The following is an 18,133-nucleotide window of genomic DNA, read 5'->3' on the forward strand; positions in this document are numbered from 1 at the left end:
TGCCTCTCCTTTTGCGATACGCGGGTTACGTTCCAGTCCGCTTTAGCATAGGAAACCGGCGGAGGCTCCGCTACCGGCTGTAACGAAAACCGGTAGCGGATTGGGGTTACTGCGACAGCTCGAGCCGGAAGCCAAAGTCCGCAAGCTGGGTTCGTATCTGCTCGTGGGTGGCATCCGGAGCCGTGATGTTGACGCACTGGCCAAACTTCTTGTCAGCGGTCACCTCAACGACAATCGGGTGGGGCAGTTCAGCCAGTTCCTGGCGAACCAGATCTGCGACCAGTTGGTGCCTTAATTCCGGTTTGAAGATCTTGCCCACGGCCGTCAGCGGGACTCGATCGACGAACAGGACTTCCTTGGGTACCGCCGCTCGCTCATGGATGGTTTCCCGGCCATGAGCCAGAAGCTCTTCGGCGGACACTCTGGCACCTGGTTTCAATTGTACGAACAGCACCGGCAACTCGCCGACGCGACGGTCGGGCTTACCGACGGCGACGGCCTCCGCGACATCAGGGTGTTGGTAATAGGCCTCTTCTATCATCTGTGGATCGATGTTATGGCCGCCTCGAATGATCAGATCCTTGCTGCGCCCGGTCAGCCAGAGGTAGCCGTCTTCGTCCAGTCGGCCCAGGTCGCCGGTATTGAACCAGCCTTCTTCCACCCACTGGCCGTCGTTCTGGTCCGGCTGTTTGTAGCCGGCGAAGACATTGGGGCCACTGATGGCGACGCAGCCGGACTCGTTGGTGCCGCAGTCGCGAATCCATCGGCCGTTGTCATCCACTTCAACAATGCGGATGCCGGTGTAAGGCATGGGCAGGCCGACCGAGCCAACCCGGCGGTCGCCGAACTTTGGGTTGCAGGAGGTGGCGCAGGTGCCTTCGGTCTGGCCATAGCCTTCCAGCAGCACGATACCCGTCTTGGCCTCAAACCGGCGCATCAACTCGGTGGCGAGCGGCGCGGCACCGCACAGGGCGGCATCGAGAGAGGATAGGTCGTGACCTTCCGTCGGTACCTCCAGCAGGGCGCTGAGAATGGTTGGCACACAGCTGAAGAAGGTCACCTGGTACTTTTCCACCAGGTGCCAGAAGTTGGTCAGTACGGCTGGCGTCCGGTAACCCGCCGCGGTGGCCAGGATCACCTGGGCGCCACGCATCCAGGGCGCGAGTCCGGTCACAAAGACGCCATTGACGTGGAACAGCGGCAAACCACAGAGACAGCGACTGGCGTCATTCAGCTCGACGATGGCACCCATCAGGTAGCTGCAGCTGACCTCGTTGAAATGGGTGTGGGGCGCCAGCTTGGGCGTGCCGGTGGTGCCGCCGGTGTGGAAATACGAAGCGATGTCCGTGGGCTGGATCTGGCGACCACTGAGCAGACGGTCAGCGGGTTGGGCTGCGATGAGCTGATCAAAGTCGAGCACGGTTTCGGAGAGATAGCTGGCATCCGCCGCATCGCCGGTGACGTTTACCGCCACCAGATAACGCAGGCTCGGGACCTGTTCCCGTACTGCCAGGGCCTTGTCCCAAAGATCGGAGCCGGGGGTTTGTGCCAGAGTTACGAGGACTCGGGTGTTGGCCTCACGAAGGATGCCGGCGACGTGTTCCACGTCCAGCAGCGGATTGATCGGGTTGAAGATGCCGGCAGCCTCGGCCCCCCAGATGGTGAAATGACTCTGGGGCAGGTTGGGCAGCATCATTGACACCACCGACTGGCTCTCGACACCAAGTGCATGGAACGCGTTGGCGGTTTGGGTAATGCGCGCGAACAGCTGGCGGAACGACAGCTCGATGGGCGTTTCCTCGGCGGTTCCGGCCGCCAGGAAGGTCAGAGCCGTGCGGTCGCCGTAGTGTGTCGCGGCCTGTTCGATGGCCTGGTAGGTGCTGGCTGGCAGGTTGCGCTCTGCCAGTGGGGTGGCCTCGAAACGCCGAACGTCGTCCAGGTTGGCGATCTGCACCGTGTCCTTGGGTGAGTACGTCATTATTATGGTTCTCTTTGTTGTGTCTCTGGAGCAGGCTTGTGGTTAGCCTGCTATCTGGATTCTCGCAATACCAATGCGACAGGCAAAGACCCGTTGTATAGGATTTCTGTAACAACGGGCCAGTCTGGTTGCACCGGTGATTGATCTGGGTCAGCTCTTGTTGCGGGCCACTTGCCGTTGCTTCGCCTTGCCCCAAGTCTGTAGTAACCTGACCGGTATTCCATCCTACTCGTCGGAATTCGTCCCCATGAGCCGAACCCGGTGCCAACAGACTGCCCAGGACGCGGACAGCACGATTTACAAGGCGCTTCTGGAATCCACCAAAGCCATTCCATGGAAGCTGGACTGGCACTCCATGGAGTTCGTCTATATCGGGCCCCAGATAGAGCAGATTCTGGGCTGGTCCCCGGAAAGCTGGGTGACCATTGATGACTGGGCCAATCGGATGCACCCGGACGATCGCCATTGGGTTGTGGATTTCTGCGTCTCCCAGTCCCGGGAAGGGGCCGATCATGAGGCCGATTACCGGGCCTTGACCAAGTCTGGTGAATATCGCTGGATTCGTGATGTGGTCCATGTCATGCGGGATGAGGACGGCAACGTGGAGGCGTTGCTGGGCTTCATGTTCGATATTCATGAACGGAAACGCACCGAACTTGAGCTGGTGCGTCTGCAGAAGGAGTTGGAGGCACTGTCCTACAAAGATGGTTTGACGGGTGTTGCCAATCGCCGAATGTTTGATGAAACCCTCGCCGAGGAGTGGGCGCGGGCGCGGCGTCATCGTCAGCCGCTGTCACTGATTCTGCTGGATATCGATTTCTTCAAGCAGTACAACGATCATTTCGGGCATGTGCAGGGCGATGAGAGTTTGCGTCAGGTAGCCCAGGCACTGGCTGGTGCAGCGACCCGTCCAAGGGATTTTGTCGCCCGCTACGGCGGAGAGGAGTTCGTTCTGGTGTTGCCCGAGACCGATGCCAGGGCTGCGCATCTGATTGCCGAGCGCTGTCGCAACCAGATTTTCAAATTGCAGATTGCGCACCCGTCATCGGCGGTCAGCCAGGTATTGACTGTGAGCCTGGGGCTGGGCACACGGATTCCGGACCATGGTGATGAACCAACCGCCTTCCTGCGCCAGGTTGACGAGTGTCTCTACAACGCCAAGCAGCAGGGGCGGAACCGCCTGGTATCCCTGGCCTGATCAGGATCACAGGGATACCGGGAAGCCGCCGGTGGCCTCGGATGCTGCCGCACCGAAACACACCAGCGTGTACTGCCGCTCAGCCGCGGCTGGTCACTTCCAGCAGGTGATAGCCGAACTGGGTCTTCACCGGGCCCAGGACAGTGTTGAGTTCACCACTGAAGACCACTTTGTCGAATTCCGGCACCATCTGGCCCGGGCCAAATGACCCCAGGTCGCCGCCGTTACGGCCGGAAGGGCAGGAAGAGTGTTGCTTGGCCACCTCGGCAAAGTCCTGGCCGCCTTCAATCGCCGTCTTCAGTTCGAGGCATTTGTCTTCGCTGTCGACCAGGATGTGGCGTGCTGTCGCCTGTGTCATGTTCGTTTTCCTATCGTTGCTAATCATTGGGCTAACAGGGCCGACCTGGCCCCTACTGGCATGCTGCCTCGCGCCGGCAACACTGGCAAGCGCTTTCTGGTTCCCCGAGCCTGCCGGCGGCACCCGGAGCGCGTGTCTTATCGATCGGCGGCAGGTAAACTGACCGCCCTTGTCTACCCTCAGGACCCCGCCCTTTGAACGAATCCCACTATATAGATGCCACACGCCGATGGGTTGAGCGTGTGGTTGTTGCGCTCAATCTGTGTCCGTTTGCCAAGAAAGAACTGGTGCAGGAGCGTGTCCGCTTTGTATGCTCCGAGGCTGTGTCTGAAGAGGCCTTGCTGTGTGACGTGCATGATGAGCTCCAGCATCTGGAACAACATCCCGACGTCGAAACCACCCTGCTGATCCACCCACGGGTGCTGCAGGAGTTTGACGCTTACCTTGACGGATTGGCCGATGCCGAAGCCCTGTTGGCCCATCTCGGCTTGGAGGGTGTCTATCAGATCGCCAGCTTCCACCCGGATTATCAGTTCGCCGGTACTGACAATGAGGCCGTGGAGAACTATACCAATCGCTCACCCTATCCGATGATGCATCTGTTGCGAGAGCAGAGCCTGGAGCAGGCCATTGCCCGCTATCCGGATATCGAATCGATTCCCCGGAACAACATTGACCGGGTGGAGTCTCTGGGCGAGCCGGCGATGAGGGCCATGGTGGTCGAGTGTCTGCAGGCCGCTGGTCCGGAGAGGGATACGACCTGCGATTCTGACTGAATCAGACGCTCCCTAAGGTGCCATGCTAGCCCTGCCGTTGGTGCCCAGCAGACTCTCCAGAGGGCGTGGCGCCATCAGCAGAAAGCCCTGGAGATAGTGGATGCCGAGGTTTCTCAGCAGCCGCTCCGTTTCGGCGGATTCCACGCAGAGCGCCATCGACTGTATGCCCATGGACTGGCAGATGTCGTGGATGGCGCGCACCTTGGCCAGTTCAGTCTGGTCCGAGGCCGCCTGTGTCACAAAGGTCTGATCGATTTTGACCGCTTCCACGGGCAATCCTTTCAGGTAGCTGAACGCGTTCAGGCTGGCGCCGAAATGATCCACCAGCAGGTGGCTGCCCAGACGGGCGAGTCGTTTGATCAGCGCCTGTGCATCGGTCAGGTTGTGGACCAGCGTGTCTTCACTGATCTCGAAGCATAGCTGGCTGGCCAGGGAGGGGTGCGGCTGAAGCCGCTCTTCAACGACATTGATAAAGTTCGGGTCGATCACCGAGGCGGCTGAGAGGTTCAGGTGGCAGATCGTCGGCGGTTGTGACTCAGGGACCTGGCGGGCCTGAAGGAGCGACAGGGTCTGCTCGACTACCCAGCGATCCAGGGCCGGGCCAAGGCCAAGCTGGAATGCCGGTTCCAGAAACTGGCCGGGCAGGCACAGGCTGCCGTCCTGTTGCGCCAGACGGAGCAGAACCTCCAGCCGTCGATGGGGGGCGTTTTCTGTGGTGTCGATGATTTCTTGGCCGTAAAGCCGGAACTGCCCTTCGGTCAGGGCGGTTTCCAGGATCAAACGCCAGTCCGGAGATGCTGGCTGTCCCAGGGCCTGGGTGGATTGATCACCGGCCTCGCAGACCTGGTTGCGGCCCTGACGCTTGGCGCGGTAACAGGCAATGTCGGCCGCTCGCATCAACGCACTGATGTCTGGCGCGTGACGATCAATGGCAGCGAGCCCGACACTCGCACCGATGCGGTGTTGTCGGCCTTCCCAGGTAAAGGTGAACTGCTCAATGGATTTCCGCAGTTTTTCCGCCAGTGGTCGGGCGGTCGGCAGATCGCAGTTCTCCAGAATCAGACCAAACTCATCCCCGCCGAGTCGGGCCACCACATCGCCGTCCCGTACCCCCGAGCGGATCAGCTTTGCCAGCTGGCGCAGGAGCTGGTCGCCAGCGCCGTGTCCGGAGGTGTCGTTGACCGCCTTGAACCGGTCCAGATCAACAAAGCACAGCACATGCTGGGTATGCTCGCTACGGGCTCGGCCCAGGGTGCTGGCAAGCCGGTGCTCGAACGCCCGCCGGTTGAGCAGGTCGGTGAGGGCGTCGTGGCTGGCCTGGTAACTGAGTTCGTTGGACAGCCGATAGGACTCGGAAATGTCCTCCAGCATCACGATGGCGTAGGGCCCATCGCCGTTGTGGTCGACCACTTCGGTCATGGTCAGGCGGGCCCAGATGGTTTCGCCGTTGCCCTTGAGGGCGCGCAGCTCCCGTACCTGGGCGTCGGCGTGATGGCTGGCGGTCAGGGGCGGGCTGTCCGGATCATCCCGCTGACCGGGAAACAGCTGTTCCAGCCGGCAGGCCAGCAGGCGCTCGCGGGAATAGCCCAGAATCCCGCAACTGGCCGAGTTGGCGTCCAGCAGAACGCCATTGCGCGCTACCTGGAGAATGCCGACGGAACTCTGCTCGAAGATCGCCCTGAAGCGGTGTTCCGAGCGTCGCAGCAGGCGTACCAGCCGGGCTCCCAGAAGCCACGCCGCCAGCGACAGGCCGACGACAAACAGCATACTGGCCAGGGTCAGCAGATTGGCCAGGGAGTGACTGGCCTGGGTCATGGCGATGCGGAAGCGGGTGGCCTTGGTGCCGAGATCTTCATTCAGCAGTGACAGCCGCTCTCTCATGGAGGCCAGCCGTTGTTGATCCGGCTGCGGGCGTTGCCATTCGGCGGCCAGCCTGTCCGCTATCGCATCAAGCTCCAGCAGGCCCCGGTCAGCGGCACGCCATTCATCCAGTGCCTTGCGAAAAGGCGGGTAGCCGGAGAAATAGCGATACAGCCAGATCAGACCGGGAATATCGTCCGGGTGATTGTATCCACGCTGGAAGCCGTCTTCAGCGGCCTCCAGATCAGGTTCAGGAAGATCCATTGCTTCCCGGGCTGCGAGGTCTCCAAGCGGGATATCCAGCCAGCGGCGGGCAGTGGCCAGATCCGTGGGGTTGCCGGTCTCGGTATAGCGGCTGAGGTAGTGGATGGTGGTGGTCTGGCCACGGGACCAGGCGCTTTCGCCAGCGACATAGGAGGTGACAGTCTGCTGAATCTGGACAATACCAATAGCGAAGCCGGTTGCAATCGCCACCAGTGACAGCAGCCCGGCAACCAGCCCAAGTTTTTTCCTGCGGTGCGAAGAGCGTGTTGGATTGCCTGTCATAGTTACGTTGGTGGCTGGTCATTGCATCGGGGTTGGCTGGAATGGACGCCTACAGGAAAGCATAGACGGTGGCGGCCGGTTTCGGTTTGGTTTTGCAAGAGTTTTAAAAACAACCATGGCAATTTCTGGCCATTCCGTGAACAATATCAATCAGAGTCCGTTGCAACTTGATCGAATCCGGCCGGCTGGCCGCGGGAGATGGTGTTTGACCCTACGTAGTGTCTGCATTGCCCTTTGGGCGATGCTCTCGCTGAGTGTGTGTTCGGCTGTAACTGCAGAGGGAAATCCCGAATCGCCCAACCCGATGTCTGACTCGCCGGTGCTGGTGGCAGCGCTGGCGGAGCTTGACTACCCGCCATTCTATTTCCGGGAAGACGACGCGTTGACCGGTTTCTCCATCGAGGTTCTGAACCGGGTGGCGGAACAGCTTGGTATCGTCATTTCCTATCGCCGCTTGTCCTGGCCGCGGGTGCTTCAGTCCCTGCGTAATGGGCAGGTGGATATGGTCACCACGTTCACCCCGACCCCGGAACGGCAAAAAATGGTGTACTTCACCAGCCTGCCGCATGCTGTGGAGCACAATCACCTGTTCGTGAGAGCGGATCGGCAGGTCGACTTCAAAGGCGAACTGCAGTCCCTCAGTCCGTACCTCATTGGTGTGATCACCGGGTACTCCTACGGTGCCGAGTTTGATCAGGCGGAGTATCTGCACAAGGATGAGGTACTGGATGAGCAGACTCTGGTCCGCATGGTTCTTGGCAAGCGGTTTGACGCTGGCGTAGGCAATCCCTTTGCGATCCGTCTGGAGGTCGCGAAGTATGGCCGGGCAGGGCAGTTGACGTTTGTCGATCCGCCGATCAACAGTAACCCGATCCACATGGGCTTCAGCCGTAAACTGCCTCAGGGCCAGGCATTGGCGGAACGCTTCAGCCAGGCGATTGCCCGGCTCAAGTCAGGGCCTGACTACCAACAATTGCTTCGAAAGTATCACCTGCAACCGAACGGGGTGGCCATGGACGTGAACCGGAATACAAACACCGGGTCCCCAAACTGAATCAGGGCGCCCGTTCCGCCAGAATCTGCTCCAGTTTGTCGTGCAACTGGGCTTCCCGCTTGATCAGTTGTTGACGGGTCTTTTCATCCGGTCGGTAGGTGTAGAGGTCGACGTAGGTTTGTGCGACTTCATTCATTACCGGGTGCTGTTGTTTGAACTGCTCGTCTCTCATGGTTGTTCTCCGTACCGAAGACAGACTTCATCAGGGCCTCTGAGAAGCCCCAATGGTTTAATCCTACGTCGGCCGGAAATGCCGGGGAAATAACCTTTACGCCCGTGAGATGGCTGCTGCCTGTGAATCGGCTATAAACATCGTCGCTCGCTTCACGCCTTGAGGGCCGGCGCCTGTTTCAGGTCATCCCAGCGCCAGTCCGGTCGCCCCGGTCCCAGTTCAATGCCTCCCAGCCATCGCCTTGGGGGCTGGCACTCCATCCAGTCCTGCCTGCGGCGCAACAACGCCCCGCCCAGCTCGGTAAGCGTCACCACCCGCTGGTGCCAGTTGCTGTGGCTGGAACCGGCAACCAGCGCCAGCGGTGGCTGCGGTGCTTTCAGCAGGCAGCGCACGATGTGCCAGAACATCGCATCGCCGAGCCAGGGTCTGGGTTCGGTTTCCATCATCTGAATACGGAACAGGTCACCAAGGCTCTGGTCGCCGCTGTGAAGTGGTTGCAGTGTCAGTCGCTCGGTCAGGCTCAAGCCGTCGTGGAGCCCCGGCAGCTCCTGAAGATGGCGGAGCAGGGCGCCGGCCAGATAAGGCAGGTGGGCGGTGTCCGGAGCGGTGACCAGCGCCGCCAGGGCGCCAGGATCAGGCTGCATCAGGGCATGCCATGTCCGCTCGCCCAATTGGAGCTGGGCCTTGGTAACGGCCGTTCTCCGCTGCCAGAGCTCTGTGAGGGCCTTGCTGTCCAGTTGGCCGAGGCCGATAAAGCGCTCGATTCCCGGATAGTGGTCGGTGCTCACCAGCTCCAGCCTGTCAGGAACGCCGTTGCGTTGCAGGCGGTCCAGCACCCGGCACAGCAACAGCTGGTCATAGCTGTCGTGCTCGAACCACAGCACCACCCGCTGATAGTCCTGGCTGGCTCGGGCCAGGCGCTGTTCGGACTCCGTCAACAGCGCCCGGGTGGCGGCCAGGGCCTGGTCGTCACCTTGCTCGTAGGCGTTACTGATAAAGCGTGCGCGGGCCTCCAGGGCGTCGTCGCCATCCAGCACCGGCCCCTGGCACACGGGATCGGCGTACTCGAGGAAATCGCCTCTGAAACCGGCCGCTTCCAGCGTCAGCCGAATGTCCGATCCGCAGCGGATATGGAGGGTTCTGTAATCGTCATCGAGAGCCATCGGATGGTCCTGTGGAGTGGCGTTTCAGGCTGCCCGGATAAGCCCGGATGGGCGATCCACCGGTTCAGTGAGTGTGATCGGCTGATACCATCGCCGGCGGTAAGAGCGGATCGTCGGCGATCAGCGGGGCATCGATGTCGTAGGCATCCGGCCGGAACATCAAGTGCCCGTCGCTGTCCGCTTCGGCGGTCCAGTACGCCAGCAGTACCGGCACGCTGCGAGGCAAATGTACGTTGTGGGATTCGCCGCTGGCGCGCAGTTCCTCGAACTGCTTGCGGTAACGCGTTGGGGCGTCGCCAATCAGGGTTTCGGCCAGGGACATGGCGTCTTCCACCCGGACACAGCCGGAGCTGTAAAAACGGCTGTTGGTATTGAACAGCCAGGACGACGGCGTATCGTGCAGGTAGACTGCGAACGGGTTGGAGAAGCGGATCACCACCTTACCGAGGGCATTGCCCGGCCCCGGGGCCTGTCGCAGCAGTATGCCGCGAGGGTTGTTCCAGTCCACATCGGCGGCATCGATGCGGTCGCCGCGGTAGTTGAACACACCGATATTGCGGTCTTCGAGGTAGCCCGGGTCCTGCTGGATCAGCGGTAGCTTGTCCTCCACAAAGATGGTGGTGGGAATGGTCCAGCTGGGGTTGACCGTCACATGGGTGATCAGCGATTTCAGCCGTGGTGTTTCCCGCAATGGCTGGCCAACCTGGGCGCGGCCAGACCACGCCAGCTCACCCTGACGGTAGTACTCGATGCGGGCGGCGGCGATGTCCACCAGCAACATGGTCTGTTCCAGATCGGCCGCCAGCCGCCGCATCCGTTCCAGGTTGGCGCGAATCTGGGCAAGTCGGTGTTGGGGCTGAACGTTGAGTTGTGCCCGGGTATTGTCTCCGACCCGGCCGTCCGCCGTCAGGTAGTGGCGTCGCTGGAATGCCTTCACGGCCTCCGCCAGTGCGTTATCGAAATGGTCCGGATCGGTTGTCGAGGTAAGGTCGGCGTAGCCTTCGGCCTGCAGCCGCTGTCGCAGCAAACGGACCTCCGCCGTGCGATCACCCGGCGCCAGGGTGGGGCCGGGGTCGAGGGTGGGCCAGCGCGCCGGCAGTGCTTCCCGTGCGTGCTGGTAAGCCTGGCGCAGATTCTGGTACCGGGGCAGTGCCGGACGGGTCTGATCAAATGTCGTGGATACTGGCTGGCTGCCACCGCCGGCCAGGGCCAGCAGGTTGTCGACCGAACGGCGATCGCCCAACTGCGGTGAGTACCAGGTGGCATCGGCTTCGGTATCGGCAGGGCGCCCGTAGCCCAGATCCGCCAGGGCGCTGAGATAGGCGAATGAGGCCAGCTCGGCGTCGCAGTCGTTGAGCGAACCCCAGGTGTTGCGAAAGCCAAGTACTTCCCGCAGGTCGGTGATGTGATAGTGCTGAGGGTCCAGGCCATCGGCGGTCAGAGCGGCCAGCTGCTGGATCAGGCTCTCCAGACGGCCGGGCGCGTGCCAGAAATCGTTGCCAACCTGATCCTGGAACCGTTGGGTGGCCTGAAACAGCGCCGTATCCGGTGCCGGCAGGGTGATGCAGTCCTGGGGATCAAAGCGGAAGCCGGCCTGAGTCAGCGGCGCGGTCAGCCACAACAACAACCCGGTGCAGAGGGCGGTGATGTTGTGTTTTGTATGAAAACTGTACATATGGGCTGGCCGTTCTCAATTTCCCTGTTAGAATCCGCCAGTGTTGCCTGGAAGGTATATCTGCCGCTCCAGACGACTTCCAGGGGTTGCTGTTCGGTATTCCCTGCCGATTATCCCGCCTGTCAGACACCAGCGATTTGACCCGAGGCCTCTTGGATGACCGTAACCCGTCACGCCCCTTTGCTCAACTGTCTGTTTGCCGTTCTGGCGTTTTCATTGCCGTTGCGGAGCTTAGCAGATCCGGTACCTTCGGCGCTCTACCACCAACTGGTAAAGGCAGCGCCGGCACTGGATGAACAGGTTCTGGGCAAAGCGTTGATGGCCACCCAGTGTGCCGTTCGCCATGGCGTTTCCGAGGCCCGCAGGCTGGCGGTGATCGATTATTCTCTGCCTTCCAGCGAGCCCCGGCTGTGGCTGTTTGATCTGGACGAGGGCCGGCTGGTGCTGCGGGATCGGGTCGCCCATGGCAAGAACTCAGGCCTGGCGGCAGCCACTGAATTTTCCAACATTGAGGGCAGCCACCAGTCCAGTATCGGCCTGTTCCGTGCCAGCGAAAGCTATCGGGGCCGTCATGGCTACTCGTTGCGTCTTGATGGGCTGGAACCTGGCATCAACGATCAGGCGCGCCAGCGGGCAATCGTGATCCATGGTGCCGATTATGTGGCGCAATCCTGGGTGGAAGACTATGGCCGCATCGGCCGCAGCCTGGGGTGCCCGGCGGTCAGTCAGGGCATGATCCGGGAGGTGGTGGACAACCTCAAGGGGGGGCAACTGGTGTTCAGCTACTATCCGGACGCCCAGTGGCTGGCGGCCTCCGAGTTCCTCAACTGTGATGATGCCCAGGTGGCGGACGCTGGCAGCCGGCCAGCAAGCGGCGACAGCTAATCACGGTTTCGTCACCCCAGACACTCAGGGTCTTCGCCCCAGGCTTTCAGGAGCTGTCTTCAGGGGACGCTTTAAAACAAAAAGGCGTGGCGGTCAGTAACCGCCACGCCTTTTTTATGGGTGCTTGTAAGCCGTGCCTTGATCAGGCCAGGTTGTAGATAAACACCACCAGCACCGCGATCGGAGTGACGAAGCGCAGGGTGTTGTACCACAGCTTGAAGCCGGACTCGGACAGCGACAGTTCGTTCTCTACCGCCTGCTTGGACATGAACCAGCCCACGACGATGGCGACCAGCAGGCCACCCAGCGGCAGCAGGATGTTGGCGGTGAGGAAGTCGAGAAGGTCGAAGATGGTTTTGCCTTCAAACATCGCAAACATGCCCAGCGGCGTGACGTCGGACCACAGGTTCAGTGACAGAATTGAGGCAATGCCCAGCAGCCAGCAGGCAATACCGGCGGCCAGGGTACTGATGGTGCGGTTCATGCCTTTTTGCTCTTCCAGCCATTCCACCAGCGGTTCCAGCAGAGAAATGCCGGAGGTCCAGGCGGCGAAAATCAGCAGCACGAAGAACAGGGTGCCGAACAGGGTGCCCATCGGCATCTGACCAAAGGCCAGCGGCAGGGTCTGGAAGATCAGGCCCGGGCCGGCGCCCGGCTCCATGCCGTTGGCGAATACGATCGGGAAGATGGCCAGGCCAGCCAGCAGGGCAACGCCGGTATCCATAATGGACACGGTAATGGAGGTCTTGGCGATGGAGATGTTCTTCGGCAGGTAGGAGCCATAGGCCATCATCACCGCCATGCCCAGGCTCAGGGTGAAGAAGGCATGCCCCAGGGCCACCAGAACGCCTGACGTAGTCAGCTTGGAGAAGTCCGGCTGGAACAGGAAGCTGACCGCTTCACCGAAATGGCCGGTGGTCATGGCGTAGCCAACGACAATCAGCAGCAGAATGAACAGACCAGGCATCAGGATGCTGACGGCGCGTTCCAGACCGGAGCGGACGCCACGGGCAACCACCACCATCACCAGGGCCATGAAGACGGTGTGCCACAGCAGTAGGGTGCCGGGGTCGCCCAGCAGTCCGGTGAAGATTGCTTCGACCGCCTCCGGTGTGGCGCCGGCGAGTTGGCCACTGGCCGCGGTGCCGACGTAGGACACCGCCCAGCCGCCGATCACGGAGTAGAAGGAAAGAATCAGGAAGGCCGCAAGCACACCAATGATGCCAGCAATCTTCCAGGCAGGGTTGAGCTTGTCCCGCTCGGCGATCAGCCGCAGGCTGTTGACCGGACTGTGACCACCACGACGGCCAATCAGCACCTCCGCCATCATGATTGGGATACCCACGGCCGCGATACACACCAGATACACCAGTACAAAGGCACCGCCACCATTCTCACCGGTGATGTAGGGAAATTTCCAGATGTTGCCCAACCCCACAGCGGAGCCGGTTGCGGCGAGAATGAAAGCCAGCCGGGAGGACCAGAGTCCGCGGCTGGCAGACGCGCCTTCCAGGGTTCCGGAAGCCGTGGCGGAGGAAGAATAGGACATAGCTGTCTCCTGCTTACATCTTTTTGTTTTCGGGGGACAGGGGCCGACCAGGTTGGCCGACCCCAGGGAGTTCACACGTTGCTCATTTGATCAGGCGTCCGTTAGCCGGCTTTTGCCAGCGATTCGGGTTGCTGATCTTTCTGGGCGGGGATGTGCTGGAAGCGTTCCTCTGCCAGCTCGTTGGCGATGGCGCCGGTGGGGCGGCCATCCCGGTCGGAGCGGGTGAAGATTTCTTCCAGGGTTTCACCGATGGACTCGACATGGGCGCGAACCTTGTCGGCATCGTGATCGGTACGCTCGTGGAAGACGTCAATAATGCCACCGGCATTGATGACGAAGTCCGGAGTGTAGAGAATGCCGCGCTTCATCAGCGCTTCATCGTGATGGGGGTGTTCCAGCTGGTTGTTGGCCGCGCCGGCAACCACGGTGGCCTTGAGTTTCGGAATGCTCTGGTCATTCAGTACCGCGCCCAGGGCACAGGGTGCAACCACATCCACCGGCAGGGTGAGGATTTCTTCCGCACTGACCGGTGTGGCGCCGAATTCTTCGACCGCGCGATCCATCTGATCCTGGTGGATGTCGTACACCCACAGTTTGGCGCCTGCCTCGTGGAGGTGGCGCGCCAGGCGATAGCCGACGTTGCCGATGCCCTGAACGGCCACTTTCAGTCCGGTCAGGTCGGTGCGGCCAAGCTTGTGCTTGACGGCCGCCTTGAGGCCAACAAAGGTGCCATAGGCGGTGGCCGGCGACGGGTCCCCATTGCTGGGATTGCCGTCAAAGCCTTTGCGGGCGGAGACGCCGGCGACATTGCTGGTCTGGCGTCCCATGATTTTCAGGTCGGCGACGCTGGTGCCGGAATCCTCGGCCGCGATGTAGCTGCCTCCAAGGGTTTCCAGGAAGCGGCCCATGGCCTCCATCAGCTCTTCCGTCTTGTGCTTGCGGGGATCACCGATGATGACCGATTTGCCGCCACCGAGGTCCAGGTTGGCGAGTGCCGACTTGTAGGTCATGCCACGGGACAGGCGGAGCACATCGCGCAGGGCCTCTTCGTCGGTGGCGTAGGGATACATTCGGCAGCCGCCGAGCGCCGGGCCCCGTGAGCTGTTGTGAACGGCGACAATGGCCTTAAGCCCGGTTTTGGGATCGCAGAAGAAAGAGACCTGTTCGTGGTTGTCGAACTCGGGATGGCTGAATACGTTCATGGCGTTTCACCTTGCTTTCTGGCCACTGCGACCCTTGTGAGGGCAGTGGCTGGTTTGGTTTGGGCCTTTCCGGGATCACCGGGCCGGCCCTCTCTTGTTAGTTTAGTTCGTAATGCGATGTATCGGTTCACGCCGCAGCGCTGGCGATCCGGTTGTGTTCGGGAGCGCTGGGGTTGATTTCCCGGCGCAACTGTTGGCGTTCCCTGGCTGCGGCTTCATAGGCGGCCTCTTTGACCGGTCCGTATCCGCGGACTTTCGCCGGCAGCGCCGCCAGCGCCCGGGCTGCGTCCAGATGGTCGCGGCTCAGGTGCTGGAGCAGCCAGTGGACGTCGGCTTCGTACTCGCGGATCAGCGCCCGCTCCAGGCGCCGGTCGGCGGTGTAGCCGAACACATCCAGAGGCGTGCCGCGCAGGACCTTGAACCGGGCCAGAGCCCGGAACACCTTCTCCATCCACGGCCCGAATCGGAGTTTGCGGGGGCGTGCGCCGTCTTTACCGCGGGACAACAGCGGCGGAGCCAGATTGAATTCCAGCTCGTAGTCACCCTCAAACTGCTCTTCCAGTTGCTTGAGCAGGCTACCGTTGCTGAACAGCCGGGCAACTTCGTACTCGTCCTTGTAGGCCAATACCCTGGCGTAGTTTTCGGCCACCGCCCGCACCAGCATGGGATCTCGGCCCAGCTTTGCGTCCACCGCCTTCTCGACCTTGCGCACCAGGTTCTCGTACCGCTTTGCGTAGCTCTCACTCTGGTACGCTTCCAGGTGGCGTTTGTTGCGTTCGATTAGCTGCTCGGTGGTCTCCATGACCTGAACCACGTCGGCCTTGGGCTGCGGGAATGCCAAAGACATCACCGCGTCCAGGTCATGGGCGGCGCGGCGGCCCCACACAAAGGCCTGCTTGTTGGCGTTCACGGCGACGTTGTTGAGTTCGATCGCCCGTTCAATCGAGGCTGCCTTCAGGGGCAGCAGGCCCTGTTGGTAGGCAAAACCCACGGTGAACAGGTTCACCGCCATGGCATCCCCCATCAGTGCTTTGGCCAGCTTGCCGGCATCCAGGAACCAGCTGCCGTCCGCTTTTGAGGCCTCGCGGATGGTGGTTTCCATGGCCTCACCGGGGTATTGCAGGTCCGGGTTGCGGGTGAACGCCGCCGGCATTGCGGTCTCGGTATTGACCACGCTGCGGGAGAAGCGGTTGTCCAGCTTGGCCAGCGCGTCGTCGCTGGCGGCCACCATCAGGTCGAAGGCCATCATCAGGTCGGCCTCACCGGCCGGAATACGCACTGCGTGAATGTCTTCCTGGCGATCACCAATGCGAATGTGGCTGACCACGGCACCGAACTTCTGCGCCAGGCCCGCCTGGTCCAGCACCGACACGCCCTTGCCTTCCAGGTGGGCGGCCATGCCCAGCAGGGCGCTGACGGTGACCACGCCGGTGCCGCCAACGCCGGTCAGCAGGATGCCGTAGGGATCGTGTTCGCCAACGAAGGTTGGTTCCGGCAGGGTCGGGAAGTCGACATCCTGACTCACACCGGCAGGCTTCTTGAGTTTGCCGCCCTTGACGGTGACAAAGCTGGGGCAGAAGCCCCGGACGCAGCTGAAATCCTTGTTGCAGGCGGACTGGTCGATGGTGCGCTTGCGGCCCTGTTCGGTCTCCTTGGGCAGGATCGACAGGCAGTTGGACTGGATGCCGCAGTCACCACAGCCTTCGCAGACATCGGCATGGATCATCACCCGCTGGTCCGGGTCGGTCATGGTGCCGCGTTTGCGGCGGCGACGCTTCTCGGCGGCGCAGGTCTGGTCGTAGATCAGCACCGAGCAGCCCTCAATCTCCCGCATCTCCCGTTGAACCTCATCGAGATCGTCACGGTGATGGAAGGTGGTGCTGTCGGCAAAGTCCGCCCGCGAGGGGTACTTGTCGATGTCGTCGCTGACAACGGCAATCCGGCGTACTCCCTCACCATTGAGCTGGTGGGTGATCTGCTGCACCGTCAGGGTGCCGTCCACCGGCTGACCACCGGTCATGGCGACGGCATCGTTGTACAGAATCTTGTAGGTGATGTTGGCGCCGGAGGCGATCGCCGCGCGGATGGCCAGCAGCCCGGAGTGGAAGTAGGTGCCGTCACCGAGGTTCTGGAACACGTGCTTCTGGTTGGTGAACGGGGCCTGACCGAGCCAGGTGACACCTTCGCCACCCATCTGGGTGAAGGTGTCCGTGCCGCGGTCCATCCAGGTGGCCATGTAGTGACAACCGATGCCGCCGAGGGCGCGACTGCCTTCCGGCACCCGGGTGGAGGTGTTGTGGGGGCAGCCCGAGCAGAAATGCGGCGTTCGCTCCAGGCGCTCCTTCGGTTGCGCCAGGCTGGATTCCTTTTCGGTGAGAAAGTCCAGCCGCTGGCGCAGGGTGTCGTTGCAGTAGTGATCCTTGATGCGTGCGGCAATCGCCCGCGCCACCATGGCAGGGGTCAGCTCGTCGTTGGAGCGTAGCAGTTCGGCGCCGGTTTCATCCCGTTTGCCGATGATTCGTGGAGCCTTGCGATCCTGCCAGCCGTACAGCTGGGTTTTGATCTGGTCTTCGATCAGGCCGCGTTTCTCCTCCACCACCAGGATCTCATCGAGGCCGCCGGCGAACTCGAAAATTCCTTCCGGTTCCAGCGGCCAGGGCATGGCGACCTTATATACCGTCAGTCCCAGGGCTTCGCACTCGGCGTCGCCCAGGCCCAGATCCGCCAGGGCCTGGATGGTGTCCAGATAGGATTTGCCGGTGGTGACGATACCAAATCGTGGTTTGCTGGCACTGACCACGGTCCGGTCCAGACGATTGGCGCGAGCGAAAGCTTTGGCCGCCTCAAGCTTGTAGCGGTGCAGGCGCTCTTCCTGGGCCAGCGGCTTGTCTGGCCAGCGGGCATTGAGACCGCCCTCGGGCAAAGTGAAGTTATCCGGTATGCGGATGTCGATGCGGCTCAGGTCGAGGTTGGCGCTGAGGGAGGAATCCATCACTTCCGCCAGGGCCTTGAACCCGACCCAACAGCCACTGTAACGAGACATGGCCCAGCCATAGAGACCGAGATCCAGAATCTCCTGCACGCCGCTGGGATTGAGCACCGGCATGGAGGCGTCTACGAAACCGTAGTCGCTCTGGTGGGGCAGGGTGGACGATTTGCAGGCGTGGTCATCGCCGGCCACCGCCAGCACACCCCCATACTGCGAACTGCCGGCGGCGTTGGCGTGCTTGAAGACGTCACCGGTGCGGTCGACGCCGGGCCCCTTGCCGTACCACAGTGCGAAGACGCCATCGTACTTGGCGCCTTCAAAGATGTTTACTTGCTGAGAGCCCCATACGGCGGTGGCGCCCAGGTCTTCGTTGACGCCCGGCAGGAAGTGCACGTGGCGCTGTTTGAGGTAGTCCTTGGCCTGCCACAGGACCTTGTCGAAACCGCCCAGTGGGGAGCCGCGATAGCCGGAGATGAAGCCAGCGGTGTTAAGGCCATTTTGCTGATCAAGCTGGGCCTGCAGCAGGGGGAGGCGTGCCAGGGCCTGGCTGCCGGTCATGTACATCGGACCTGCGTCGCGCTCCCACACATCGTTGAGACTGACATCACGCATAACGAATTACCTTTCTGCTCGATAAACCAGACACCTGCTGCAGCGAGATTGCTGAGCCAAAAGGGTGTTGGTGGAAAATCAGGAACGAATCAGGTCCGGATCAGCGCAGGGCGACC

13 protein-coding genes are annotated in these 18,133 nt (G+C 61.5%); 4 read left to right on the forward strand and 9 right to left on the reverse strand.

Going from position 1 to position 18,133, the window contains the following annotated elements; all coding sequences use genetic code 11:
• Window positions 1-106: 106 nt before the first annotated feature.
• Window positions 107-1,978, reverse strand: a complete 1,872-nt coding sequence (locus tag J2887_RS06630; RefSeq protein WP_227175198.1) for an acyl-CoA synthetase — start codon at window positions 1,976-1,978, stop codon at window positions 107-109.
• A 247-nt stretch (window positions 1,979-2,225) separates the two neighbouring features.
• Between J2887_RS06630 and J2887_RS06635 the strand changes: the two genes are divergently transcribed.
• On the forward strand, window positions 2,226-3,176 hold the full coding sequence (locus J2887_RS06635; RefSeq protein ID WP_227175199.1) for a GGDEF domain-containing protein: 951 nt from the start codon (window positions 2,226-2,228) through the stop codon (window positions 3,174-3,176).
• Between the two features lie 79 nt (window positions 3,177-3,255).
• Here J2887_RS06635 and J2887_RS06640 read toward each other — a convergent pair whose 3' ends face one another.
• Window positions 3,256-3,534 (reverse strand): peptidylprolyl isomerase, encoded by a 279-nt coding sequence (locus tag J2887_RS06640; protein ID WP_227175200.1) that lies wholly within the window; start codon window positions 3,532-3,534, stop codon window positions 3,256-3,258.
• 194 nt (window positions 3,535-3,728) lie between these two features.
• Here J2887_RS06640 and J2887_RS06645 point away from each other — a divergent pair, with 194 nt between their 5' ends.
• Window positions 3,729-4,310 (forward strand): DUF1415 domain-containing protein, encoded by a 582-nt coding sequence (locus J2887_RS06645; RefSeq protein ID WP_227175201.1) that lies wholly within the window; start codon window positions 3,729-3,731, stop codon window positions 4,308-4,310.
• Window positions 4,311-4,322: 12 nt separating this feature from the next.
• On the opposite strand, the gene J2887_RS06650 is transcribed toward J2887_RS06645, so the two are convergent.
• The gene (locus J2887_RS06650) at window positions 4,323-6,644 is read right to left on the reverse strand and encodes a putative bifunctional diguanylate cyclase/phosphodiesterase (RefSeq protein WP_227175202.1); all 2,322 of its coding nucleotides are present in this window, start codon (window positions 6,642-6,644) and stop codon (window positions 4,323-4,325) included.
• Window positions 6,645-6,921: 277 nt separating this feature from the next.
• On the opposite strand from J2887_RS06650, the gene J2887_RS06655 reads away from it, so the two are divergent.
• Entirely contained in the window at window positions 6,922-7,770 is an 849-nt protein-coding gene (locus J2887_RS06655; RefSeq protein WP_227175203.1) for a substrate-binding periplasmic protein, read from the forward strand.
• 1 nt (window position 7,771) lies between these two features.
• Here J2887_RS06655 and J2887_RS06660 read toward each other — a convergent pair whose 3' ends face one another.
• The 3 genes from J2887_RS06660 to J2887_RS06670 form a co-directional block, all read right to left on the reverse strand.
• The gene (locus J2887_RS06660) at window positions 7,772-7,942 is read right to left on the reverse strand and encodes a hypothetical protein (protein WP_227175204.1); all 171 of its coding nucleotides are present in this window, start codon (window positions 7,940-7,942) and stop codon (window positions 7,772-7,774) included.
• Between the two features lie 152 nt (window positions 7,943-8,094).
• Window positions 8,095-9,105 carry a DUF1835 domain-containing protein gene (locus J2887_RS06665; RefSeq protein ID WP_227175205.1) on the reverse strand — a complete coding sequence of 337 codons (1,011 nt, stop codon included), beginning with the start codon at window positions 9,103-9,105 and terminating at the stop codon, window positions 8,095-8,097.
• A gap of 64 nt (window positions 9,106-9,169) precedes the next feature.
• Window positions 9,170-10,780 carry a L,D-transpeptidase family protein gene (locus J2887_RS06670; RefSeq protein ID WP_227175206.1) on the reverse strand — a complete coding sequence of 537 codons (1,611 nt, stop codon included), beginning with the start codon at window positions 10,778-10,780 and terminating at the stop codon, window positions 9,170-9,172.
• Between the two features lie 156 nt (window positions 10,781-10,936).
• Here J2887_RS06670 and J2887_RS06675 point away from each other — a divergent pair, with 156 nt between their 5' ends.
• Window positions 10,937-11,665 carry a murein L,D-transpeptidase catalytic domain family protein gene (locus tag J2887_RS06675; protein ID WP_227175207.1) on the forward strand — a complete coding sequence of 243 codons (729 nt, stop codon included), beginning with the start codon at window positions 10,937-10,939 and terminating at the stop codon, window positions 11,663-11,665.
• Window positions 11,666-11,807: 142 nt separating this feature from the next.
• Here the strand turns inward: J2887_RS06675 and J2887_RS06680 are convergent, their stop codons facing one another.
• The 3 genes from J2887_RS06680 to J2887_RS06690 form a co-directional block, all read right to left on the reverse strand.
• On the reverse strand, window positions 11,808-13,214 hold the full coding sequence (locus J2887_RS06680; RefSeq protein ID WP_227175208.1) for a sodium-dependent transporter: 1,407 nt from the start codon (window positions 13,212-13,214) through the stop codon (window positions 11,808-11,810).
• A 101-nt stretch (window positions 13,215-13,315) separates the two neighbouring features.
• Window positions 13,316-14,416, reverse strand: a complete 1,101-nt coding sequence (locus tag J2887_RS06685) for a Glu/Leu/Phe/Val family dehydrogenase (RefSeq protein WP_227175209.1) — start codon at window positions 14,414-14,416, stop codon at window positions 13,316-13,318.
• A 127-nt stretch (window positions 14,417-14,543) separates the two neighbouring features.
• Window positions 14,544-18,017: an indolepyruvate ferredoxin oxidoreductase family protein gene (locus tag J2887_RS06690; protein WP_227175210.1), complete on the reverse strand. Its 3,474-nt coding sequence runs from the start codon at window positions 18,015-18,017 to the stop codon at window positions 14,544-14,546.
• Between the last annotated feature and the right edge of the window lie 116 nt (window positions 18,018-18,133).

This window comes from Marinobacter sp. CA1 (genome assembly GCF_020546665.1).
Taxonomy (GTDB): domain Bacteria; phylum Pseudomonadota; class Gammaproteobacteria; order Pseudomonadales; family Oleiphilaceae; genus Marinobacter; species Marinobacter xestospongiae.

Bases quoted from the DNA above. Each gene is read 5' to 3' on its own strand.
- J2887_RS06660 (WP_227175204.1), bottom strand. From the start codon at position 7,942: ATGAGAGACGAGCAGTTCAAACAACAGCACCCGGTAATGAATGAAGTC.
- J2887_RS06635 (WP_227175199.1), top strand. From the start codon at position 2,226: ATGAGCCGAACCCGGTGCCAACAGACTGCCCAGGACGCGGACAGCACG.
- J2887_RS06685 (WP_227175209.1), bottom strand. From the start codon at position 14,416: ATGAACGTATTCAGCCATCCCGAGTTCGACAACCACGAACAGGTCTCT.
- J2887_RS06630 (WP_227175198.1), bottom strand. From the start codon at position 1,978: ATGACGTACTCACCCAAGGACACGGTGCAGATCGCCAACCTGGACGAC.
- J2887_RS06680 (WP_227175208.1), bottom strand. From the start codon at position 13,214: ATGTCCTATTCTTCCTCCGCCACGGCTTCCGGAACCCTGGAAGGCGCG.
- J2887_RS06690 (WP_227175210.1), bottom strand. From the start codon at position 18,017: ATGCGTGATGTCAGTCTCAACGATGTGTGGGAGCGCGACGCAGGTCCG.
- J2887_RS06665 (WP_227175205.1), bottom strand. From the start codon at position 9,105: ATGGCTCTCGATGACGATTACAGAACCCTCCATATCCGCTGCGGATCG.
- J2887_RS06670 (WP_227175206.1), bottom strand. From the start codon at position 10,780: ATGTACAGTTTTCATACAAAACACAACATCACCGCCCTCTGCACCGGG.
- J2887_RS06640 (WP_227175200.1), bottom strand. From the start codon at position 3,534: ATGACACAGGCGACAGCACGCCACATCCTGGTCGACAGCGAAGACAAA.
- J2887_RS06675 (WP_227175207.1), top strand. From the start codon at position 10,937: ATGACCGTAACCCGTCACGCCCCTTTGCTCAACTGTCTGTTTGCCGTT.